This is a genomic window from Pseudomonas sp. GM78, assembly GCF_000282475.1.
Taxonomy (GTDB): domain Bacteria; phylum Pseudomonadota; class Gammaproteobacteria; order Pseudomonadales; family Pseudomonadaceae; genus Aquipseudomonas.
On the sequence record NZ_AKJF01000137.1, the window covers coordinates 33,630 to 57,542 of the forward strand.

Genomic DNA, 23,913 nt, shown 5'->3' on the forward strand with positions numbered 1-23,913 from the left:
AAGGTCGATGTTGCTCGTCTAGACACGTGTTCAGTTGCATCCGGGCTAGCTGATTGATACCGCTGTCATTCCGGGGCTTCCTCGACAAGATTGCGAAACACCTTGCCTTCTTTTTCGAACTCCCGCTGCACACCGGTCACCGCGTCACTCAGGCGGATCGACCGGCGACTTGCCGCGATCGCTTCGATTGCGGCGAACTGGACCACGTTGACGATGGTGCCGCCGGACAGTTCGAAGCGGGCGAGGAGGCTCGCGAGGTGATTACGGCGGTCCTGCTCCGGAAACGACTCGACTTACCTCAAATGAGAACGCCCACCTTACCGCGACCAGATACTGGACTTCTTGGGATCGCTATCTATGCTGATAGAGGTCAATGGGCTTGTAGTCCATGTCACTTAGTAGTCAGGTGATTTGCGAAAGCCTCTGCAAAGGATCGATACTTAATCTTTAGGCTGAGAGGGCCTTTAGCATGAAGAAAATCATCTTATTGGCTTTTTGCTTTTTGGCTAATTACTCACAAGCTAATGCCACAGAGTATTTTTTTGTTGTGGCGAAACATAGTGGTAAGTGCCTTCATCAGCAGGGCGCGACTCAAGGAAATGGAGATGCCATCACGCAATGGAGCTGCGTGAACCAGCCAAACGTGAAACTGGAGAAAATACCAGCAGGCGACGGATATTTTTTCTTGAAGTTTCAGCATAGCGGAAAATGTGTTCATCAACAGGGCGCAACTCAAGTAAACGGAGGTGCCATCACGCAGTGGGATTGTGTAGACCAGCCGAACGTGAAATTGAAACAGATACCAGCAAGTGACGGATATTTTTTCTTGAAGTTTCAGCATAGCGGGAAATGTGTTCATCAGCATGGCGCAACTCAAGGAAACGGAGATGCCATCACGCAGTGGGATTGTGTAGACCAGCCGAACGTGGAGTGGAAATTTCAACCTGCACCAGGTTAAAGATACTTCGGTGTGCAACCGACAACGGGCGTAAGTGTTCCAAGTGGCACTCATTCGATGAGCCGAACAATGGATGAAGGAAACGAAAAAGGTACATGGTGGAAAACCCTTCCAGGCATTCTTTCTGGAATCGCTGCTGTCATCGCTGCCCTGACGGCCTTGATAGTGACGCTTTCTCAAAATGACCTCTTGGGAGCAAGGAAGCCTTCCAGTCCCACTGAGGCGACGCCGATCAGTCAGAGCACTCCTGGCAGCCAAGTGCCAGACAACGAATCGGACACAAGAGAGGGATCGTTGTTACCGCCTATTTCGACTCTAACCTCATCAAAGGAGCTTTTGCAGGCGCTCCAAAAAGCAAACATACGCAATAGTGTCAGTGGCGGTGATAATACAATGCTTGAATGGCTGAGTGATTCGGATCGGCACTATCATCGATTAGCGGAAGGGTGCCTGGTGCTTGTTGGAAACAGGCGCCTGGCCAAAGATGGAGTTGATTTGGATAAAATTAACTACTACTACTTGGAGTTGCTTGGCTTGAGGGGTGGGGAAATAATGCCGATTAATCAAAAGATCGATACGCAAAAGTTGGCGAAGGCAATGATTGATGCGTACAACAACAAAAATGGCACTCATTCAAATTCATTGTCTGAAATTCTGGAATAATCATAAAGATCAGATCTCAAGTGATATTCGCTTTATGTGCCTTCCATGAGCCTTTCTCTTTCGGCAGAACCAGTTTCTGATCTCGAAGATTTCGCAATTGCGCATGGGTGCTCCTCGCATGGCTTAACGACAAGAGCCACAGGATCCCCCCTCGCGGAGCGCGCCGATGGCTAGAGTCCGCTCAATTTCCAACATAACCCAGCCAGAATTATTATCGTAAAACCCTAGTTCGATCTGCACATCGTTGAAGTAGCAGAGCATCTGGCCGCTGACGGGCACGGTGAACTCACCACCGTCTTTCATTACCCAAGGGTGGTACTTGTCCACGGTGCCAATGAGGGCGAACCATTTGGCGTCATCCTTGCGTTTGCCATGGACGAGTGAGGCAGCCCTGTGGGCGACGCTGTCCCAGTCCTCGCCGTCGATACTGCGCGCGATGTACTTGAGATCGCGTAAGGGTTCGCCAACCCCGGGCACGACGTGGGCTCGGTAACGGACGCCGGCGCGCAGGAACACACCGGTCGGGTTCCAGTATTTTTCGGCGTAGATGCGCTGAGTGCGTTGCGCCGTGGTTGTACCGTGGGGAAGCTTACCGGGGTTTCGAACAAAGTACTCCACCAGCTTGGGCGGGCGGTAGGTCGGGTCCTCCTGCCAGCGGCGTAGCACGGAATCATCAATGGTTTCGTTAATGGTGCACAGGGAGCCGGCCGTACCTCCAGACGTGACGATACTGCGGGGTAGCCTGCCGATATCCCGGTAATTACGCTGGTCGCCGTTTTTGATTTCGTCCCAGATGTTGAGGATTTGACCTGCGAAGGCTTTGAAACTGTCGTGAATGGGGTCGTGCCACGCGCCAGGGCGGGGCTCGATGGTGTGAGTGAACGCAAGGCCGAGCGCAGTGGCCTTCTGCATCATCCACTGCAGGGTGATATTGGGTAGATCATCGTCCTGGTAGCCGCCACCAACGTCGGAGTGCGCACCGATAAACCAGCGTTGCTCGTAGCATTCAGTGAAATCGTCAAGTGTTTGCGCTTCCTTTCCCGTCTCGGCGAAGGCGCGCCACAGGGAGGCCTCGAACATTGGGCGGTGTTCGTCGATGGCGAGGGCATGGTAGCCGTATCCCTGAGCACGTGTGGGTCGCACGTTGTGAGCGGCGGATTTGCCGCGGTGTGCGTCTTTGTTTTGCAGGGCGTCGGCATCGATGGCGCCAACGGTGTCCCACAGGCCGGCCATACGGATCTTCACCGCACGCACGTAGACGTCATCGATGAGGCGGGCCTCCAAACGGTCGGGATGCCAGCCGGGAGGCGCCTCCGCCGGGTGGCCCTGCCAGTAGCGCAATCGCCACATGGGGCGGATGACCTCGCTATCCTGCTGCGAAATATCTGCATAGCGGTCGAAAATTTCCTTGGTGCTCCATTCCTTGAGCGTGTCCGGGCGTGCAAGTCCGCAGATGGCGATCATCTGCACGAGGCTGCGAGCGGCGAACGCGCCGCGGCTGAAGCCGAAGACGTAAATCTCCGTGTCGTCCTGATAATTCTCGACCAGCCATTCGTAGCCTTCACGAATTTTGCGGGCAACGCCCTGGCCAAAGATGCTGCCTCGGACGAATTCGCCAACGTCGGTACCGACTCCCGTGATGTATTCCTTTTTCTGGGGAACACCATTCACGTCTTTTTCCGCGAGCAACCCATAGGTACGCCAGACGTTGGTGCGATCCTTGGGCGTGTTGTCGGTGCCATCAAAAAGCAGGATGAGACGTAAAGAAGGCATGCCTGGTCTCCTTACGAAATGCGGGAGGGGACAACATTCGATGTCTCGTATCAGACACCGCTATCGGGATAGGGAAACGCGTTGGGTTTATTCAGCTGGGGATCGACGTATGTGCGTAAAGCCGCATCCGTAACCGCGTATCCCCAATTGATCAATCGTTCCTGCAACTCCTCATCCAGCCGCTTCAGACGCGTAGCGATGCCGGCCAGCTCCTGAGTGCGCGCAGGTTTGCAGCTGAGAGTGAGTGCGCGACCCGAATAGTGATCGTACGGGGTGCCTATTCCCCAATACGTTCCCAGGCGTTTGCCGGCATCATCAGGTTTGGCTTGATAGCTCGCTATGAGCGCGTGTTTGCGAAGACTACGCACCTGATTGTCGATCAGATCCAGGACGCGATAGGCGTGGCGTGGCCAATCGTGTTTAGGCTCTTCCTCTGGTTTTATTTTGGCGCCAGCGTCGCTGACAAGCACCGTTTCGTAGCGTTTCCAAACGGTCTCCAGGCCCAGGTTGTCATAAACGCCGCCGTCGGCCAGTACGACATCAGAGGTAAAAGGTGGACGTTGCATGTCGTCGCCCGAGCCAGGTTTAAATGCGGCCGGATGAAGTTCGATGGTCAGCGGTGATAGCACTGGTGGAAAGGCTGAAGAGGCTGCGACCGCCCGGGCGATCGAAAAATCAGGATTTTCGATGCGGCCAACGCGATAGTCACCCATATAAGGTTTGGAGAAACGCCACAGCACGCCGGATTGCACGTTGGTGGCATTGATTACAAAGCGAGGGGTATCAGGCAGGGCCTGCAATGTTTCCCCGTGGAAGAGGTACTTGTCATAGGCCGCAGCGACTTTATCCCCAATACTGCCGGGAAGCAGAATGCCGCCGATGATCGCTTCGGCGTCAAGCGTGCGTCTTGCAAGCTCACGAATGGGCCCGACCACACGGGCCTCGAAGGGCGCCCGAGCACCATCAAAAGGTAGATGCTTCCAGGCCAGTGCGAGAACCGCGCTGGTGATCGAGCCGCCCGACACGCTCGAAATACGCTGCAGCCCAAAGAGCTGACCGCTTTCATAGAGGCGCCAAAGGCTTCCCACGTGAAACAGCATTGCGCGGTAACCACCGCCGGATAGACACAGTCCCGCGCCTGACTCCGGGCGACGCGCTGCAGGTTCCGGTTGCTCACTCAGTGCGACATTGACGGGCTGTACATTCCTCGTTGGTGCCTCCCCAACATCGGCATGATCCGCCATGATCTCGAACGTCGTATCGCCGTCTATTGCCATCGGCTGATTTTCCAGTGCTACAACGGCAGGATCCTGGGCATTGGTTAACTTGCCGGCGGCATCAAATTTTGCCGCCATCAGGTACTCGACCTCGGTCTTTGTATATGCGGGATCCCAGTGTGTGTTTTCGGGTACATGGCAGTGTCCGAAATGTCCGCCTTTGGCCCAGTTCTCCGTACTGCGCAAATGACCGCCCGGATCCTTGCCGTTTTTTGCGGGCTTGGGCAGCCCCGCCGGCCAAACCAACGGGACGTCATGAATCTGCTCGAGCCAACGGCAGAGGCGGGCCAGGTTCTTCAGCGTCGCTTTGTTTTTGGGTTTACCGGCGAAACCGACAACTTCTATCTGCAGGGCTCGATCTCGGTTGGTTTGTACACCGCCTTCTGCATTGCGTAGCGAGCGCGCCGCTGTGTCGGTGTCGATATGCTGGTAAATTTTGCTGGCGTCCACCGTGAAGTGCGGGTCCGACCGGTTGGACTTGAACGCGGTAAAGGCGCCCTCTGCGCTACCACCCTCCGTCGTGTGATGGACAATTTTGAACACGCCGCCCGTGTAGCTCCCGCTGGTACCGGTAATGGGGCGCTGTTCGGCAAAGGGGCATTTGGCCATGATCTATCTCTCCCGCCAGAGGGCGCCGAGTTCAACGCTCGCGATTTGCGGCGGTAAGCTGGCGGTGGCAAGAAATTGTTTGGCGTGCTCCAGATCGAAAACCATGGTGCTTGCTCCGTCGGATTAAAACACGGTGTACTCAAGATAGAGATCTGTGGAATTCAGAGAGTGTTTGAACGGCGTGTAGTCCGCATTGAGGGAGTCATCGTTGCGAAACGTTCGCCCTTTGGTGGCGGCCAGGATGGCCTCCTTCAGATGAGGATTAGGCATCTGCCAACCTTTGGCGCCTTGCTGGTTGCCGAAAGCCTCGTCAGTGGAAATAGCTGCCACCAGCTCTCGGTGAGTCATCAGGTCGAGGCCTTTGTCCTTCAGCGTTGCGTTGTGACTGCCGTGGTGCCCGACCTTGTAAAAGCGCACAAGCCCGAGAATCTGAGTCGCCGAGAGCTCACGGGTGTCGTCCTTGTAGTTCTGATCGTGCCAAGACAACCAATTGCCAACCTGTGCATCGCCAGGAAAAAGCATGAAGGTTTCGTCGGGAAGCTCAAACGCAAGCACCAGGCTCGTATTGTTGGTGTCAGAGTCGAGTTGCATAGCAAGCGGGCCGGCGGCACCGAGCCAATCGGAATCGATTGCCCGACGCGATTGATCGCGTCCGTCTCTGTCGGACCCAGCACAGTAGTGCTGATTGAGCCATCGGAGAATACCGGTGTCGGTGTTTACATCGATGGCGCTCGACGCACTGTCCGCCGCGCGAACCTGGTCTGTACGGATGCGATGTGATCGGTTTGCGAACGGCAAGTCGTTATCGGGGTCGTGGGACTCACCGTCGACCAAGCGAAACAGAAGATCCTCAAAGGCCCTGTTATCCAGATACGTCTCTTTCGCCGGACCCGACGAAGGTTTGTCCTTTTTCAGCTTCTCCCAATCGCGCGGAGGGCCGAGAACAAAGGCCTTCAGTGCTCCAGGAGCGGCGATAACCTGACCGGGTGACAGGAATTCCCTGGAGAGCGCCTCAGCTTTGACCTTTTCCATGATGTCGCGGCCTTTAAGCCGCTTGGTTTTGACCGGCGCGGCACCGAGCGCGGCATCGACCGGCTCGGCCCCACTGTTTGCAACAAGTGGCCCTAAAAAAGCGTCGAGGCCGGAAAGTGCAACCTGCCGATCGGCGGCAAACAGCGATGGGGTTGGACTCGCCGCAGCCTGCTGAATGATTTCGGAAAGAGCCGCCAATGCAACCCCGCGCTTGTCGCGATCCTGGCGTAGCTGATTGGCAAAGGCATCGTTGTCATCCTCGGTCCAGGCCATCCAGAGTTTATTGATGGCAAGGCCGCCGAAGATGATGTCTTGCGCCTGCGAAAAACCAGAGATGTGGTCCCAGTGTTCGTGTGTGATGACCAGCAAATCGAGCGAACCTTTTGTCAGTACGCTGCCATCCGCCGCGAAGGTGCCACCTGTCGTCTTGACGATATCGGTAGCAATTTGCCGCATACGTGCTTCGGCCTGCGCACTGCCCATCAGAATGCCAAAGTCGATCAGGATATGTGCAGGTGGTTCATTGCCGTTGAGCACGCGGATAAGGAAACAATCGCCCAGAAAGCCGGCATATTCGCGCCCTTGAGCACCCAACGCCCGGTACATGCGTACGATTATCTGGCTCTTCGCGTTAGCGGGGGCGCCTTTCTTTTGTCGAGTCATTCGAAGCTCCTGTGCAGGAAGGCAAATGGCTCAAGATTGGCGCTTACACGTGAGCCAATCGCCTGTCCCGACGTTTTGCCTGTACGGAAGTCACGCTGGGCAGCCAAGCGTTTGTCGTCGCAAACATTCTTTCTGATGATCCGAATCAGCTTGCCATCGCGCAGGTCAATATGAATGGTCGCGCCGCCGCGGAACCAGAAGTCAGGGTCACGCGCGAGGACAGCAGTGTCACCGGCATCCGCCTTCTCTTGGTCGATCGAATCGTCGTACCCACGTCGTTTCTGCGTCATCTGGATGATGAGTTGATGCGTCTCTTGCCCTTCGGGTCCGGCTCGCCGAGCGATCCGCGCTGAATGCACCTCGAACTTCGGAACCTTGGAAAATTCGCCATTCTCATTCGCTTTGCCTGTCCACAATGTAGGGACGTTGGTCAGCGGTGCCTTGCGACGAGGATCATCGAAGGCAAGCAGACGCATGCCGACCAGCTTCTCCCACCCCTCGTCGAACGCACTGTCTTCCTTGAACCACTCGTGAATGAGTAACTGGTTACGCTGGATTACGCCGACAGCGGCTTCGCGGAGGTTGCGTCGCCCCCCGCCAGAGGCTCCATGCACACTAGACGTGTGCATGGGCCCGAGTGAAATGGACAGTTTGAGTGTGGCCAACAGTTCGGAGAAGACGTTGCTGAGCCCCTCTTCGGGATTCCCGCCGGCTTCACCAAACTCGGGGGTCTCAGAAAGATCCGGCTCATCCCATAGCAAGCTGTCAGGTGCCATCGAGATGCAACCGGGCACGGTGATGCCACGCTTTCTAAAGGCTTCGACGAAAGCGATGCGATAACGCATCGGGTCGTTAGCCACCAGATCAGTATCGGCCGTGATAATTGCCCGCAAATATTCGCCAAAGTGCAGGTCAACAGGGGGGGTATAGTCCAGCGCACGCACGCACATGCGAAGCACCTGGTCCGCGGCTCTTCCGGCCTCAACAGCCAAACGGTCAACGAGTTCTGCAGAGAGATAATCCTGATTGGGTGCGGCACTCGACCGCGCGAGGCGAAAGAGATCAGCAGTCTTATACTCGTAAATGGTGACGAATGCATCAAAGATGGCAGCAACGAGAAAGCCACCACGCTCGTGCGCTTCGAACGTTTCAGAGAGTTTCTTGGGTGGCTTGATTTCGCCACTGCCTTTCTTATCGGCCCGGGATGTAGCACCGGCCGATGTTACGGGAGACCCTAGATACTGCAGTGCATAGCGCAACGCCCCGCGGCGTCCCGTAGCGTGACCAAACTGAAGTGCAAGTCCATTCAACAGGCCCGGCTCGCGCAGCGAACCTTTACTCTGTGCCAGCTGATGCCGTACGACATTCGTCAAACTGAAATGCTGGAGCAGCGCGATGATATCGGCAAAAGCCTCATGAAAGGCCAGTGAGTCGAGATTGGTGGATTCGATCGAGCGCTGCCGCATTCCGTGAAGAATCGCATGTGTTGTCTCATGGGCAACGATGTCTTGCGACAGACAAGTGAAGACCCAGCTACTGGAAGCGGTATCGCCTTCTGGATGCTTGAAGTACCCGAAAAGCAGCGCGCGCTTGCTGGGGCTGTAATAGGCATTCTTTTCGCGAAGGCCGTGGGGATAGATCCGCAACCGACGTGTGAAGCTCCGATCCGGAGTGTCTTTAGATGCATTCCTGTCGCCAGCCCACAAGACCACTCGCCCAAGCGCCCGCTCGAAATTACGGATCGTGCGCATCGCAACCGCGAACACCATCTGCTGATGGAACTGTGGGCAACCTTCGGACGGTGGTAACCCATCTTGAGCCAGCAGAAAGGGCGCGTTGAGATCGACAGGGGCGTAAAAAAGGTCTGAACTGGGATCGTAATCGATCACCTCGAGATAGTCGTTAATGGGCCCTGGCTCCAACTGGTCTTCCCAACGTGTTTCCCATGGAAGCTCAATGACCGCGTCATTAATGATCGCAGTCTTCAGTTCGACCGAAGACTGTGGATCGAAAGCGTATACGCGCAGCCGCCTCATGGGAGGCTTTGGCACCCGTGGAACCAGCTGCTGGATATCCGTCATCGTTTCGGTCCTCGTTGGCGAAAAGGAGGAATAAACGCTATTTCACCCTGGTCCAACCGCCGATAAATCTTCAACTGCATCAGCTAGCCGGTAACTTCTACTGGAGCAAGAGTGGTCCACCTATTTAGAGTTAAAGTCTAGAGCCAGAGGGAGATCCAGTTCATAGTTGAAAACTGAACTTGCGCTAAAGTATTTTTGCGCAAACCAATTACACCTACAATCCGTTGAATCCACTTGTGAAGGGCCTTGAACAGAAGTTTAGCCACGCAAAATGAGGCTGCTTCTATTAAAAGTGAGTTACGCTTATTACGAAAAGGTATTGAGAGTGCTAGCCGGCACTGGTAGCGACTGCCCATAGTTCAAATGCGCCGGCAAAAACATTAAGTTTTTTTGGCGCCAGTCTTTTGGCAGAAAGTGACTTGTAGAGTTTTGCGTACAAGAAACGAATAACGTATTTAACGACATAATTGGGTCGTACTTATTTTTGGTTTTTTCGGGATTCGTTTTTATTGTCGTGGCGGGAGTGAAGGAAATCGAACAAGCGAATTTTTATGCCAATTGCATTAGCTTTATGATACCTGGGCTTCACCTTAAAGCCTTGAGTTATTATCTGGTTCAACCTCAAAAATGGAGTTTAAATATATTACCTTCCTTGCCCCGCTACTTTTATTATTGCTTGCAGCCAATACAGCGCCATGTTGATGCTCGTTTGAGCCTGTGAACACCCGTTGCCGGACGAGCTTGAAACCGTCCGGCACATTGCTGCGTGACCACGCAAACTTGATCCGTTATCGAATCAACGGCACGCCACTGAGCGCTTGCAAGTCCTCAAAGCTGATATCAGCGACAATCTCCCGGACCTTCAAGCCTTTCGCAGTGACGTCCAGAATAGCCAGGTCGGTATAAATCCGAGTCACGCAGCCAATGCCGGTCAGCGGGTAGGTGCATTGCGGCACCAATTTGCTTTCGCCAGTCTTGGTCAGGTGATCCATCATGACGAACACCTGACGCGCGCCTGTCGCGAGGTCCATCGCGCCACCCACTGCGGGAATGGAACCTTCGGCGCCGGTGTGCCAGTTGGCAAGGTCGCCGTTGACCGAAACCTGGAAGGCGCCAAGCACGGCAATATCGATGTGCCCACCGCGCATCATCGAGAACGAGTCGGCGTGGTGAAAATAGGCACCACCGGCCAGCAACGTCACATGCTGTTTGCCCGCGTTGATCAGGTCATCGTCTTCTTCCCCCGGTGCAGGACTCGGGCCCATGCCCAGTACACCGTTTTCACTGTGCAGGAACACTTCCTTATCACCGAGGTAGTTGGCCACCAGCGTGGGCACGCCAATGCCCAGGTTCACGTAAGAGCCCTCGAGAATATCGTCGGCCACACGTTGGGCCATTTCGCTACGCGATAGTTTTTTCATAACAGTCATGGCGGGCCTCAGTTGACGTTGGCATTCGAAATAGGGGCGTGCGGCACTGCGACCACGCGCTGAACGAAGATCCCCGGCGTGACAATGTGTTCGGGGTCCAACTCTCCCAACTCGACGATCCGCTTGACCTGGGCGATTGTCGTTTTCGCTGCCATCGCCATGATCGGACCAAAATTACGCGCGGCTTTGCGATAGGTGAGATTGCCCCAGCGATCGCCATTTTCAGCCTTGATCAGTGCGACATCGGCATGCAACGGCATTTCCAGCACATAATTGCGACCGTCGATCACTCGGGTTTCCTTGCCTTCGGCCAGCAACGTGCCATATCCAGTTGGCGAATAAAACGCACCGATTCCAGAGCCAGCCGCGCGAATGCGTTCGGCCAGATTGCCTTGTGGCACAACCTCAAGCTGCACCTTGCCTGCCAGGTAGAGTTCGTCGAATACATAGGAATCGGATTGGCGCGGAAACGAACAGATGACCTTGGCAACGCGCCCGGCCTTGAGCAATGCGGCCAGACCGATCTCACCGTTGCCGGCATTGTTGCTGATGATGGTCAGCTCGCGAGCGCCCGAAGCAATGACACCATCGACCAACTCCGACGGCATGCCGGCAGTGCCGAAGCCACCCACCATGATGACCGAACCGTCGGCAATGCCGTCCAGTGCTGCAGCGACGGATTCAAATGTTTTGTTGATCAAGACGTACTCCCGTTTTTGTGTGGCTGAACAGAATGATCTGATGGAAAAAACTCGATTGGATCATCGTGACGGCTAAGGTGTGCATAGCGTGCCAAACAATGGGGCAAGGAGGGTGTCCTGGCATGTAATGTCGTGCGATTAGCGAACGAAACCGTGAGTAGTTGAACGGGAATGAGTAAAAGACCCTGGCGTCAATCGCAGGGAGACGGTCGACAGGGCTGTTTCTTTGAGGTTCCCTGATCGAAAGTTCAGAGCGCAGCTTTCACCTGCAAACCGAGCACCAGCGCATTGTCAATGTCTTGGCCGGAAAACGCGCCGGGTTCGATGATGTATTGCACATTCGGGCGCAGCGTCAACCAAGGAGTGGCTTGGTAGCCGTAGCCAAGCTCGATCAGTTGTTCGGCACTGTCCAGATTCGGGAACGTTGTGCCATTGGCCAGCGCGGCGTCCTCCTGCACATCGCGGCTGCGCGGGTTAGGTACAGCCCGGCCATAGCCCAGAGCGACGGTGTCACGCGGGCGACCCTCGAACGGTTTGTACAGAACCACGCCGGTGCCGTACCACTTGCTGAACGGCGAAGCCGCTTCGCTGGCCGCCGAGTATTGGCCGAAGGCGTGCAGACTGCGGCCCTCGGACGATTGCGAGCTCCACACAGCCTGATCAATCAGCAGGTAATGACCGCTGCGGCCGGACACTTCTTTATCGCTGCCGATGCGTTTCACGTCGGAACTGTCGTAGTAGTAGCCAACCTTGTACTCGCTGGGCAACTCACCCGCGTGCTTGTACACCAGTTCGATCGGTACCACAGTGCCGGTCGTATGTTTCGGGCCCAGATGCCAGGCACGGCTGGAATTGCCGTTACTCTCAGGATCGACATTGAAGGCCGCCACACGTAGTTGCCAAGACGAGGACAGGTCGTACTTCATGCGCACGCCCAAGTGGGCGTTGGGGTAGTTGGTCCAGCCACTACCGCCAGACATGTTCAGCGGATGGCCGCAGAAACCGGCGTTCATGAAGTTGCAGAGAATGCCACTGTCGAGGCCACCGAGGTCGTTGCCCATGGCCATGTAACCCAGCTTCACGTTGAGCGCCGGGGTGAACAGGCTGCGCTCGTAACTGAGTTCAGTCAGGCGAGTGTAGAGACCGCCGTAGTTTTCCTGGATGGGCAGGCGGTTGCCGACCAGATCCTCGGAGGCGCTATTGCCGCGTCGGTCGTTGATAGCCAGCTGAATCTTGCCGGCGTTATCCACGCCATACAGTTTGCTCAGGTCGAACTGCGCGCCGAGCTTGATGTTCTGCGAGTAACGAGCCGAACGGTGCAGGCCGCCATCGGCGTTGTAAGCGGTTTCGCCACTGTAGTCGCCGGTGAACTTGATGCCGTTTTCGTCCATCTGGTGGCGTAGACCACCCCAATCGCCGGTCAGGGTATTGCGGGTCGAAAGGTTCGAATCGGTATCGGCGAAGGCGGGCAGGGTGGCGCTACAGGTCAGGCCCAGCAGCAAGCCGTGGAGCCAGCCTGCATGAGAAAAGCGAACAGCCAAAAACATGTGAGTCTTCCAGGTGGAATCTTGAATGATTTCGCAGAGCGGCGCGGCACCCGAAGGTGCCGCGCACAGAGAGCTTGCCCGCCAGTGAGGCGGGCACAGCGGCTTACGGCAGGGCGTAAGCCATCACGTAGTCGCCGCGATCGGTCGACTGGCGCGCACCACCGGCGGTGATGACGATGTATTGCTTGCCGGTTTTCGGCGAAACGTAGGTCATCGGGCCACCTTGGCTGCCGACGGGCAGACGCGCTTTCCACACTTCCTCACCGTTGCCGCTGTTGAACGCGCGCAGGTAGAAGTCCTGAGTGCCGGCGATAAAGATCAAGCCACCTTGAGTCGACAGGGTACCGCCAAGGGTTGGCAGACCGATCTTGATCGGCAGGTGCATGCGGATGCCCAGCGGCCCTGTATCTTCAACGGTGCCGACCGGAACCTGCCAGGCGACTTTCTGCGTCTTCATGTCGATGGCGGTCAGCGTGCCGAACGGTGGCGCCTGGCAAGGAATGCCGGCCACCGACAGGAAGCGGTTTTTGTTCACTGCGTAAGGCGTACCCTTGAGTGGAACCGCGCCCATCCCGGTGTTCAACGCTTCGCCACCGGAAGTGGCCTGACCTTTGTTCTGCGATGGGATCATCTGAATCCACAGACCCAGACGCATGTCGTTGACGAAAATGAAACCGTGCACCGGGTCAGTGGAGATGCTGCCCCAGTTCATGCCGCCCAGTGAGCCTGGGAAACTCAGCGATTTGTCCAGGCCCGGCGCAGTGTACAAACCGTCGTAACGCATGCTCTTGAAGTCGATACGGCAGAGCAACTGATCGTACGGGGTCGCGCCCCACATGTCGGATTCGCTCAGGTGCTGAGCACCGATTTGCGGCATGCCCACCGATTTCGGCTGGGTGGGCGAGTACGGTTCGTCAGGGATGTTTGCCGCTTTGACCGGCACTTCTTCAACCTCGGTCAGCGGTTTGCCGGTGGCACGGTCAAGCACATAGATCTGCCCGGCCTTGGTGCCGATGACCAGCGCCGGGACGGTTTTGCCGTCCTTGGTGAAGTCGATCAGGCTCGGCTGCATCGGCAGGTCGAAGTCCCAGAGGTCGTTGTGAACGGTCTGATAGACCCAGCGTTCTTCACCGCTGCTGGCGTCCAGCGCCAGGATCGAGGCGCCGTAGGTGTGATCGAGTTTGCTGCGCTCGACACCATAGATGTCGGTGGACGAACTGCCCATTGGCAAGAAAACCGTGTTGGTCGCCGGGTCATAGGACATCGGCGCCCAGCTGTTCGGCGTGCTGCGCACGTAAGTACTGCCGTCGGCCGGCGCGTTGCGATCCTGCGGGTTGCCCGGGTCGAATGCCCAACGCATGGCGCCGGTGATCACATCGAACCCACGGATCACGCCGCCCGGCATGTCGGTTTGCACGTTGTCGGCCACGCGACCGCCAACCACCACGGTGGTGCCGGCCATCAGCGGTGCGGAAGACAACTGGTAATAGCTGTCCGGAACTTCACCCAGGCCTGCCTTCAGATCAACCTGACCGTTGTTGCCGAAACCCTGGCAGAACTCGCCGGTGTCAGCATCAACTGCGATCAGGCGGGCATCAATGGTGTTGGTCAGCAGACGACGCTGGCAATTGGCAGCTGGCGCCGGTTTGGCTTCGATGATCGCCGAATTGCTCGGCTGAGCGATTGCGGAGGTGGCGTCGAAATAAGCCATGCCACGGCAACGCTGCCAGACTTTCGACTTCGCGTTGATCGCGTTTTTCCAGAGTTCCTTACCGGTGTCGGCATCCAGTGCGATCAGGTTGTTGTGTGGGGTGCAGATGAACACCTTGTTGCCGATCTGCAGCGGAGTGAGCTGGTCTTCGGCGCCATTGCCATCGCTCTCGGCGACGTCACCGGTGTGGTACGTCCACGCGACTTTCAGCTTGTCGACGTTAGTGCGATTGATCTGATCCAGTGCTGCGAAGCGGCTGCCGCCTTCGGTATTACCGTAGTGAGCCCAGTCCTTTTGCGCCTTGTCCGGCTCAACCGGCGTCAGGCCCGGGCCAGTGCCCGTGGCGGCAACAGTCGGGTGCGCAACGAACATGTTGCCAGCGGCCACCGCCAGCGCAATCGCCAACACAGCCGCGATGCCATAGGCACCGCGACCTGGGACGCTACCATTGGCACGCTTGAGCAGCGGGTAGACCAGCGTGACCGCCAGGCCAACGGCGCTGAACATGAACAGGCGTGAGAATACCGGCCAGAAAACCAGCCCGGCATCACACACAGCCCAGATCGCCGTGCCCACCAGAAACGCGGCGAACAACCAGGCACCGGCCGTTTTGAAGCGAGCGATCAGCAGACCGGAAATGGCCATCACCAGCCCACCCACCAGGAAGTACCAGGACCCTCCCAGGCTGACCAATTTCATGCCACCAGTAGCCAGTGCCAAGCCGAGGAGGGCGATGATCACGCCCAACCCGACCAGAATGAATTTTGATATGCCCGAGAGGCGTTGACTCTGCTTCACGTTAAGTGTCCCGTTGATATGATCTGTGCATTATATAGATAGCTAACTATCTAGTTAAATCATTAATTCGGAATGAAGCGTATTTCACTGCTCAATTACGCGCCTGATCGAGGAGCGGCGCGCCTCAAGGATTGCAGGGATCGTCGAACGTAAACAAAAGGCTCGTTTTTGTCAGGGGAGAGCGGATTTATGACAGGTCCAGATCAACTCATCGGTTTTTGCTCAATATGGAAAAATTCAACGCACCGGCTAAACAAAGCCAAGCCAGGTAAGGAAACAGGATCAAGCCGGTGATCACGTCAAGCCGCAAAGCCATCACTACCATTACAGCGACCACCAGCCAGAGCAGCGTCAGGATCAACATGCTGGCGAGAATGCGTTGCGCACCGAAAAACACCGGTGTCCATAGCGTATTAAGCGCAATCTGCGCAGCCCATAAAGCCAGCACTACCTGGCTACCAGGTATCTGGGTCAACCGATATCCGGCCCAGGCGAGTAACAGATAAATCGTCGTCCAAGCGACTGGAAATAACCAATTGGGTGGCGTGAAGCCGGGTTTAGCGAGAGATTCGTACCACTGACCGGGTTTAAAAAAGATGCCTGTGCTTGCCGCCGCTGCGCAGGCCAAAAGGAAAATATAAAAGGTCATGATCATTCCTTGTCTAGGGTCAGTGATCTTGAGTTGTGAAGGCGTATGAATCCCGATAAGTAAGCACTGGCTTCAGAACATCTGATTGCCATACTGCAGTCGCCAAAGCACTCGAAATAGAGAGAGTGCCCAGGGCGAAAAATTCACAATTTCTCGCGGACTGCATCCATCAGGGGCACCTGGCGACTATGATCTCGGTACTCCCGGCACATCCATATTGATTTTGCGCCAAGCGGCTTCTGAAAAACTGTAAGCCGAAAAGGCGATCAACCCCAACGCCATCACCATCAAGATCAAACCGCCAACGGGCAGATTCTGCAGAGCATCGAGGGCTTCCTTCATGCCTGGTGGATCAGTGGTTTGATAACGGGAGCCGCTGATCACCAGGAGCAGGGCTATCTCGATAAACACCACTCCTCGGGCTATGAGTCCAAACCGAGACACCGGGCGTACATAGCGCATCACGTCTTCGTCAGCCTCAAAGTACTTCTCGAACGACGCCTTCCATCCCTTGATGATGTGAGCGATTCCTACGCCTAGAGGGACGAGCGCCACGAGGTAAACCAGCACGTTTGAGTGATCCCAAGACAAAAGATGCGCCAGTAAATCCTTCGTCTCCCCACCTGCGGAACTGCCCGAGCTTCTGACGCCGCTAATGAGCAGCCCCAATGCAAAAAACGCAAGAGCGCCGTTGATCAAACCTCCCACTAACAAACCTGCGCGAATAACCAACCCTTTGAGTTTCGTACCGTGATGATCGACGTCGCGAATCGCTTGCACCAGACGCCACCCTGCGAAGGCGAGTAGACCAGCCACCACTAGCCCAACCAGGACATATCCGAATGGCTGGGTTAACAACGCCTCCAGGCTTTTTTGACTGTCCTTCGGTTTTGTCGAGTCTTGAGCCGCCAGCAGAGCGAAGATACCTATGATCAGATACAGAATGCCCCGAGCGGCATATCCGCCTCGAGCGAGCATGACAAGGGTGTGTTGAGTGGACATTGGATTTATTCCCGAAGGTCATATAAGAGCAGACCTATCGCTTCGGGAGGGGTTCAGAGGTAGAAGTAATCGGCAAGCCAGCTGGCTGACCAGGCTTTAGCGTATTTTCTCGGGCAAGCTCAATGCACTTCAATGCCAAAATGGTTGTCGGGTCAACCAATGCGACCTCATGATTTTTGATCATGCAGGATTCGCTATGCTCCAGCACCAGAGGTAGCTCCGTGCATCCCAGGATCAGCACATCAGCGCCCAGTTCACATAAGTGCTCTGCGGCGATCAGGAGCTGGTCTTTGCATATACCCTCTGTGAAACCTGCTTTGATGCCGTGATCTCCGTATATCGATTCCATCACCAACGCTTGGTAGTCAACACCAGGGGTAATTATTTTAAGCCCAGCTAGCCTCGCTGCCTCATGGTAAACCTGACTTTTGATTGTGCCGGACGTAGCGAGCAGCCCGACGGTTTTACCAGCACCGTAACGCTGCACGATGGCTTCAATGGTCTCTGTCAGCATATTCACAATGGGTACACGTAAATGCGCCTGGATGCGCTCTACAAATGCGTGAGCGGTATTGCATGGAATCGCAATGGCATTGGCACCCGAGCTTTCAAGTCGCTTGCATGTTGCGTACATCGCCATCGTCGGATCGGTTTCGTCATACAGCAGGTTGGCGGTGCGATCAGGGATTTGGGGATTCTGTTCCACCACCATTTTGATGTGTTCCTGATCGCGACCTGCCGGTGTATGCGCAACGACCTTGCCCATGAAGTCGACAGTTGCCGCCGGCCCAACGCCGCCCACTATCCCAAGCTTGAAAGGTGGGCGGGTCGATTGGCCTTTCTCCAAGGTGGCGAAAGCGGCATAGATCTCGTTGATATCCAGTACAGTGAGACCACGCCGTTGCAGATCACCACAAACCAATGAAAGCTCAGTCATGCCAGGCAAGATGATTGTGGCTCCCTGATCCTGAAGCGACAGGCAGGCCTGATAGACACATTCGAGCGGCACACCGTCAAGGTATCCATCCTTGATGCCGTTAATCCCGTACATGGCGCCCATCAACCCGGATTGCTTGTTATCGTTTGGATAAACGAGCTTGAAGTCATTGCCGAAATAGCGCTCAAACAGTCCTGAGTGCCGAACATAGTCAGACGCGATGATTCCCAACGTACTGCCGCGTTCAGCGACATGATCCACGTGCTTTCGTAGCGCCGCCATCATATCCAGAACGGGTATGCCAATTTCCTCCTGGATCTCCTCACGAAAGGTGTGACTGGCAAAACAAGGCAGTACAACTGCATTGACCTCGCTGGCCTCGAATGTCTGACAAACCTGGAAAACATAGAACTTTCTGGAGGTCATGCTGGTTCCCCGATCCAGGGGCATCAGGACGTCCTTGAAGGGGTGTTGCTCAAACAGGAAGTGATAGCGGCCTTGATCCTCCAAAACCGCTCGGGACTTCACCAGCTTGTAGAAAAGATCGCCGCCGGCCAGTGAACCAAGTCCGCCGACGATACCTAGTTTGCGAGCAAACGATGACTTGCTGGACGGCTTCGATTGACCTTTCATGTCTATGCTCTCAAGCGGTGGCTACAGTGGGGGTTGGGAGCGCAGATATGGTGCCTGGCGCGTCTTCAGCCTCTTCATGGGGTTCTGACTTGGCAACCACAGCCGTCGCGATGCTATTGCCAACCACGTTGGTGGCAGTCCTGGCCATGTCAAGGAATTGGTCAATGCCGAGGATCAATAAAATGCCGGCTTCGGGAAGATTGAACATGGGTAACGTAGCCGCCACCACAACCACCGATGCTCGGGCTACACCTGCCATTCCCTTGCTGGTGATCATCAGCGTCAGCAAAATGAGTAGTTGCTGTGTGAAGCTCAAGTCGACGTTGTAGGCCTGAGCAATGAACATGATGGCGAACGCTTGGTACATCATCGAGCCATCAAGGTTGAATGAATACCCCAACGGAAGGACGAAACTGGATACGCGCTTCGGTGCGCCAAATTTCTCCAATGCTTCCATGGTTTTTGGATACGCGGACTCGCTACTGGCAGTGGAAAATGCCAACAGAACCGGTTCGCGGATGAGCTTGCCCAGGGTAAACACTGAGCGCCCCAGGAACAGGTAGCCGGCAGCGAACAACACGCACCACAGAATCACGATGCCCAGGTAAAACTCGGCAATCAATTTTCCGTAATCGACTATCAAACCGAGGCCTTGAGTAGTGATGGCCGATGCGATGGCTGCGAAGACGCCTATTGGCGCGAAAGCCATAACGAAGTCCGTGACCTTGAACATCACCTTGGCCAGCTCTTCGATGCCATCGACAATCGTTGTGTAACCGGCCCGCTTCACACCCGCCAAGGCAAACCCGAAGAACAACGAGAACACCACGATTTGCAGGATTTCATTGTTGGCCATTGCTTCAGCAATGCTGCGGGGAAACACGTGACTGATGAAAACCTTGAGGCTGAAATCCCCGGTGTTCACCACGGGGCTCGCCGCGTGCTGGACGACCTCCATGTTCAGTCCTGCACCGGGTTGGAACAGGTTCACCAGTCCCATGCCGATTGCCAACGATATCACCGAAGCGGTAACGAACCAGGCCATGGCTCGCAGGCCAATGCGCCCAACGGAGCGAGAGTTTCCCATGCTGGCAATGCCGCCGACCAAGGTGGCGAACACGAGAGGCGCGATGATCATCTTGATCATGCGTAAAAATATATCGGTGACCATCGAGAAGTAAGACGCGATCTCTTTGGCGCTTTGTTCGCTCCCTGCGAAGTGGTGGCACGCCCAACCGACAAGCACGCCTAAGGCGATGCCAATTGCGATCCGACGCGGAAGTTTATTTTTCTTCACGGAGCTTTCCTCAAGTGGTTTTTTTGCTTTTTTTACTTGGCAGGAGACAAGTGTCATTCGGTCGAAGCTCTGTGGCCTCGCTCCAACGTTTTCGATTCTAGGGTCGGGCTTGGAAGGGCGTGATGAGTAATCCCGATAGCCTCATGCGCTTTTGGAATAGTTTTCGAATCTGCTGCTTGTTCCTCACTGGGGCGCAGTAAACTGCCCATTCGGGACATGAGGTGTCGGTATGCAAATCAAATGGCTGGATGACCTTCTGGCGGTCGCGGAGTGGAAGAATTTTTCTCGGGCTGCGGAGGTTCGTTGTGTGACCCAGTCGGCTTTGTCGAGGCGTATAAAGTCACTTGAAGAATGGGTAGGTGCGGAGTTGGTCGATCGTGGCACCTATCCTGTCCAACTGACCTCTGCTGGCCGCACATTTTGTGAAGAAAGTCGCGAGGCATTGGCGGGGTTAATGAGGCTGCGCTCAAGCCTTCGCGAGGTAGAGCGGATGCCAGGGCGATCCATCCAGGTCACTGCCGGCCACAGTCTGTCGATGACATTCCTGCCGAAATGGCTGAAGCAATTTCAGCAGCACAATGAGCAATTCAATGCGCGGGTCGTTGCCGCCAACATCCACGACGCGGTCATATCTCTGGAGGAGGGGAGTTGTGATCTGATGATTGTCTATCATCACCCCTTGGCGCCAATTCTTCTCGATTCGGAAAAGTTCGGAAGTTTGACCTTGGGTCATGACGCGTTCATTCCTGTGTGCGCACCTGACAGCGAAGGGAATCCGCTGTATCCCTTACCGGGTACCTCCAGCAAAACAGTTCCTCACCTCGCTTATACAGCCACGACTTTTCTAGGTCGCGTTGCCGACATCGTCATAAAGAATGGCCCGACTGCATGCATGTTGGAGCGGTGCTACGAGGCGGATATGACGATGCTACTGATGCGAATGGCAGTCGAGGGTTATGGGGTGGCATGGTTGCCACAAAGCGCTGTCATGGACGAGCTTCAGCGAGGACAGTTGGTAAAAGCGGGTGGTGATGAATGGAGCACGCGACTGGAGATACGCTCCTACTGCTCCATTACGAATGAGAACCCTACGATGCGCAGCTTGTGGAAAACCCTCGAAGGAGCTTCCCGCGATCTCCATGGCAAAACGGCCAGTTGATCGGAGCTCCAATTTTAGGAAAACGCAGCCTCGATAAATGCCTCTAGCGCTTTATCTTCCAGTATCTCAATAGAGAAGTGCCCGAAGCGTTTGGGCAACCAAATGATGCGTGCGCCAGACGGGGATTGCAGGTTCGCACGAGCCAATGGCTTTCCATTTTCGTCTTCTGGCTGAACACCGGCGGCCATCAATTCGTCATAGGCTTTCTCAATGTCCGGTGTCGAGTAGCAGTGGCGGTAAATCATCCCTTCACCGGACGTATCCAATAGCTCTTTCAGATTCCCCGCCAACGGCTGTACCAGCATGAAACGCTCTTGGCCCATCAGCGCAATCGCGTAGCGCACATGCAGACCACCTCGTTTCCAGACGAGGGTTTTGGAGATCCTGGCGTTAAGTACCTGCGCGTAGTAAGCACAGGCTTCGTCGAGATTCTTGACCAGTACATCTACGTGACTGAATTTCAGATCCATTTGCAGTCCTCCTGTTGAAACGGCGTCCATGGTAAACACGCCATAACGGTTTCCTCGATGCACTGATTGTGAGCCAGGCGTCAATTATCTGGGCGACGGATCTAATGTTTCTTTTCCCGGGACAACAAACCGGGCGTATGACAGCCGAGGCTTGTGGAGTTTGGCTGTTGACTTGCAATCAGCCGCCAGCTAATTTCTGAACATGACTTCCATCGTATTGCGCTGCCAGCCAAGCATTATTACCGCCATTCCTCATTTGGCGGGCTAGCTCACGACTGCAGCACCCAACCCGCCCTAGAGGCGGGTTTTCATTTTCTGTCTCGGGGCTCTGATCAATGTCAGGAGACGATCATGCCCAGTACACTCGACCAACAAACCCTACTTGAGCAGTACGTCAAAAAGATCCTCGCCGCGCCGGTGTACGAACTGGCCGTGCATACGCCCCTGCAGCCGGCACCCGCATTATCCTTGGCATTGGGTAACCAGATCCTGCTCAAGCGCGAAGATCTGCAACCGACCTTTTCCTTCAAGATTCGTGGCGCCTACAACAAGCTGGTTAACCTGAGCGATGAGCAAAAAACTCGCGGCGTGATTACCGCGTCCGCCGGCAACCACGCCCAGGGCGTGGCACTGGCGGCTCGGGAGTTGGGCATCGAGGCAACCATCGTAATGCCCGCTACGACGCCAGAGTTGAAGGTGGGCGGCGTGCGCAGTCGCGGTGCCGAGACGCTGCTGCACGGAGAAAGTTTTCCGTTTGCCTTATCTCATGCGCTAGACCTGGCAAGCCAAACCGGCAAAACGTTTGTTTCACCTTTCGATGATCCGGATGTCATTGCCGGGCAGGGCACGGTCGCCATGGAAATTCTGCGTCAGCATCAAGGGGCACTGGATTCCATTTTTGTTCCGGTAGGCGGTGGCGGTTTGATCGCCGGCATCGCGGCTTACGTCAAATACTTGCGGCCAGAGGTGCGCATCATTGGGGTCGAGTCGGAACATTCAGCCTGTTTGTACGCAGCCCTACAGGCCGATGATCGAGTGGTGCTGCCAAGTGTGGGCACCTTTGCTGATGGTGTAGCGGTCGCACAGATCGGCGCACACGGTTTTGAGGTGTGCAGGTTTTGCGTCGACGAGGTACTGACTGTTAGTAACGATGAGCTTTGCATTGCGATGAAGAATATCTACGACGATACGCGCTCTATCACTGAGCCTTCTGGCGCTCTGGCCGTTGCTGGCATCAAGAAATACGTGGCGCGAACGGGTGTGCGGGATCAGACGCTGATCGCGATCGACTCCGGTGCCAATATCAATTTCGACTCTTTACGGCATGTAGCCGAACGCGTCGCATCGAGTGAGGCGTCAGCGTAATGGTGGACTCCAAAGCTTGTTGACCCGGCCTGCACATGAAGCGCCGATTCAAGGATGCTGAGCTTCCATTTCTCGCTCGGATCGACCGATCCGCCGGACGGTCTGTTAGTCGTTACGTGTCTGTTCAAGCCGCTTATCAGGCTTGCTTGGCGGCAAGTGCGGCGTCGAGTGAAGCGTCAGCCAGACGGCCCGCAGAATGTTGATCGCGGCCATATTCAGGTGTTGTTCGGCGGCGTGCAGGGCCAGTTCGGCTGCCAGGCGCTTGTCGGCAGCACTGAGGTGCGCCGTTTTGTGGGTCATGTCCGCATCGACGTTGGCCAACAGCCCCTGGAGTTCCTGCACCGCCTGATCCGATGCCTGACGCATGTCCGCGAGCAGACGGCTGGCTTCGGCAGGCGTCATGGCCAAGGCGCGGACACTGCGAAAAGTCAGGCGGGCGGGCAAGGTGGCCAAACTGAAACCCGTCGAAATCAACTTGCCAATCATGCGAGCAACTCCTGTAAACGAGTGTTTCGGCAGCGTATCAGAGTAAATCGCAAATAAAATGTCTGCTCATCGCTTGCCAGAATCAATTCTCCGCCTCTTTTTGGCATCAAGTGTCTGATCGTCATCAGAACCCTCGAACGGTGCGCCCATAGGCACTTTGGAGTCGGATTCAGGCAGCCTTGGCAAAGGTGTTCAACGGGTTCAGCGAAGAGACGTCTGGAGTCGCATCAAATAGCGACTGCCGCTTTAGTTCGCAGGACTGGCGCAATGTATGACAAGGGAAAAGTGGACGGTAGGGAAACGGAGAGGATATGCAATTTAACTTATGGGCGATGTTAGATGTTCATAAGCAGCTCACGGGTCGGAGATTGCTAACTCAATGTTTTCGAAATTAGCGCGATTGTTCATCGATTGATGTTCATAGACTTAGTTTTCCCCGCCGTCCTTAGCCTCGTCGCCCCGACCTCTGACGGTCCCAGTCCAGAGGGTGATGGATGCTGATTTTCAAAAAAAGATGCTTTGGGATCTGGTTGGAAATCCAGGCATCAGGCGCAGGGGACAGGTCGTCGGTGTTGGTCTCGCCAGTCACCTTGAACACGCGCAGGCTGATCTTGTCGGCCAGGGTAGGGCGCTTAACGAACCATTCGCCATCAGCCCAGGATTGCAGTACGC

The 23,913-nt window shown here is 55.6% G+C and carries 19 protein-coding genes and 1 pseudogene; 4 read left to right on the forward strand and 16 right to left on the reverse strand.

Annotated elements, in window-relative coordinates; translation table 11 throughout:
• Positions 1-65: 65 nt before the first annotated feature.
• Entirely contained in the window at positions 66-206 is a 141-nt protein-coding gene (locus PMI35_RS34735) for a hypothetical protein (protein WP_157295766.1), read from the reverse strand.
• A 263-nt stretch (positions 207-469) separates the two neighbouring features.
• On the opposite strand from PMI35_RS34735, the gene PMI35_RS34165 reads away from it, so the two are divergent.
• On the forward strand, positions 470-958 hold the full coding sequence (locus PMI35_RS34165; RefSeq protein WP_081504853.1) for an RICIN domain-containing protein: 489 nt from the start codon (positions 470-472) through the stop codon (positions 956-958).
• 69 nt (positions 959-1,027) lie between these two features.
• Complete coding sequence (locus PMI35_RS09490) at positions 1,028-1,621, forward strand: hypothetical protein (protein WP_008062654.1); 594 nt, start codon at positions 1,028-1,030, stop codon at positions 1,619-1,621.
• 123 nt (positions 1,622-1,744) lie between these two features.
• Here PMI35_RS09490 and PMI35_RS09485 read toward each other — a convergent pair whose 3' ends face one another.
• From PMI35_RS09485 to PMI35_RS09430, 12 genes are all read right to left on the reverse strand, one after another.
• Positions 1,745-3,394 carry a phospholipase effector Tle1 domain-containing protein gene (locus tag PMI35_RS09485; RefSeq protein WP_008062655.1) on the reverse strand — a complete coding sequence of 550 codons (1,650 nt, stop codon included), beginning with the start codon at positions 3,392-3,394 and terminating at the stop codon, positions 1,745-1,747.
• Between the two features lie 50 nt (positions 3,395-3,444).
• Entirely contained in the window at positions 3,445-5,280 is a 1,836-nt protein-coding gene (locus PMI35_RS09480) for a patatin-like phospholipase family protein (RefSeq protein ID WP_008062656.1), read from the reverse strand.
• A gap of 123 nt (positions 5,281-5,403) precedes the next feature.
• The gene (locus tag PMI35_RS09475; protein WP_008062658.1) at positions 5,404-6,975 is read right to left on the reverse strand and encodes a hypothetical protein; all 1,572 of its coding nucleotides are present in this window, start codon (positions 6,973-6,975) and stop codon (positions 5,404-5,406) included.
• Positions 6,972-9,056, reverse strand: a complete 2,085-nt coding sequence (locus PMI35_RS09470) for a hypothetical protein (RefSeq protein ID WP_008062659.1) — start codon at positions 9,054-9,056, stop codon at positions 6,972-6,974. Before PMI35_RS09470 ends, PMI35_RS09475 begins: the two co-directional genes overlap by 4 nt.
• A gap of 788 nt (positions 9,057-9,844) precedes the next feature.
• A complete protein-coding gene (locus PMI35_RS09465) occupies positions 9,845-10,486 on the reverse strand; it encodes a 3-oxoacid CoA-transferase subunit B (protein ID WP_008062660.1) in 642 nt (213 codons plus the stop codon).
• An 8-nt stretch (positions 10,487-10,494) separates the two neighbouring features.
• Complete coding sequence (locus PMI35_RS09460) at positions 10,495-11,187, reverse strand: 3-oxoacid CoA-transferase subunit A (RefSeq protein ID WP_008062661.1); 693 nt, start codon at positions 11,185-11,187, stop codon at positions 10,495-10,497.
• A gap of 248 nt (positions 11,188-11,435) precedes the next feature.
• Positions 11,436-12,578: a carbohydrate porin gene (locus tag PMI35_RS09455; RefSeq protein ID WP_238543193.1), complete on the reverse strand. Its 1,143-nt coding sequence runs from the start codon at positions 12,576-12,578 to the stop codon at positions 11,436-11,438.
• A gap of 259 nt (positions 12,579-12,837) precedes the next feature.
• Positions 12,838-15,243: a glucose/quinate/shikimate family membrane-bound PQQ-dependent dehydrogenase gene (locus PMI35_RS09450; RefSeq protein WP_008062665.1), complete on the reverse strand. Its 2,406-nt coding sequence runs from the start codon at positions 15,241-15,243 to the stop codon at positions 12,838-12,840.
• A gap of 208 nt (positions 15,244-15,451) precedes the next feature.
• Positions 15,452-15,892, reverse strand: a complete 441-nt coding sequence (gene tspO, locus PMI35_RS09445) for a tryptophan-rich sensory protein TspO (RefSeq protein ID WP_008062666.1) — start codon at positions 15,890-15,892, stop codon at positions 15,452-15,454.
• Between the two features lie 186 nt (positions 15,893-16,078).
• A complete protein-coding gene (locus PMI35_RS09440; protein ID WP_008062667.1) occupies positions 16,079-16,894 on the reverse strand; it encodes a DUF1206 domain-containing protein in 816 nt (271 codons plus the stop codon).
• A 34-nt stretch (positions 16,895-16,928) separates the two neighbouring features.
• Complete coding sequence (locus tag PMI35_RS09435; RefSeq protein ID WP_008062675.1) at positions 16,929-18,464, reverse strand: amino acid racemase; 1,536 nt, start codon at positions 18,462-18,464, stop codon at positions 16,929-16,931.
• 10 nt (positions 18,465-18,474) lie between these two features.
• A complete protein-coding gene (locus PMI35_RS09430; protein WP_008062677.1) occupies positions 18,475-19,761 on the reverse strand; it encodes a dicarboxylate/amino acid:cation symporter in 1,287 nt (428 codons plus the stop codon).
• 229 nt (positions 19,762-19,990) lie between these two features.
• Here PMI35_RS09430 and PMI35_RS09425 point away from each other — a divergent pair, with 229 nt between their 5' ends.
• Positions 19,991-20,920: a LysR substrate-binding domain-containing protein gene (locus PMI35_RS09425; RefSeq protein ID WP_008062678.1), complete on the forward strand. Its 930-nt coding sequence runs from the start codon at positions 19,991-19,993 to the stop codon at positions 20,918-20,920.
• A 14-nt stretch (positions 20,921-20,934) separates the two neighbouring features.
• On the opposite strand, the gene PMI35_RS09420 is transcribed toward PMI35_RS09425, so the two are convergent.
• Positions 20,935-21,390, reverse strand: a complete 456-nt coding sequence (locus PMI35_RS09420) for a VOC family protein (protein ID WP_008062679.1) — start codon at positions 21,388-21,390, stop codon at positions 20,935-20,937.
• A 351-nt stretch (positions 21,391-21,741) separates the two neighbouring features.
• Here PMI35_RS09420 and ilvA point away from each other — a divergent pair, with 351 nt between their 5' ends.
• Complete coding sequence (ilvA, locus tag PMI35_RS09415) at positions 21,742-22,755, forward strand: threonine ammonia-lyase, biosynthetic (protein ID WP_008062680.1); 1,014 nt, start codon at positions 21,742-21,744, stop codon at positions 22,753-22,755.
• Between the two features lie 105 nt (positions 22,756-22,860).
• Here the strand turns inward: ilvA and PMI35_RS09410 are convergent, their stop codons facing one another.
• Entirely contained in the window at positions 22,861-23,241 is a 381-nt protein-coding gene (locus tag PMI35_RS09410; RefSeq protein WP_008062681.1) for a hypothetical protein, read from the reverse strand.
• A 514-nt stretch (positions 23,242-23,755) separates the two neighbouring features.
• A pseudogene (locus PMI35_RS35470) lies at positions 23,756-23,913 on the reverse strand (hypothetical protein); the annotation flags it as partial.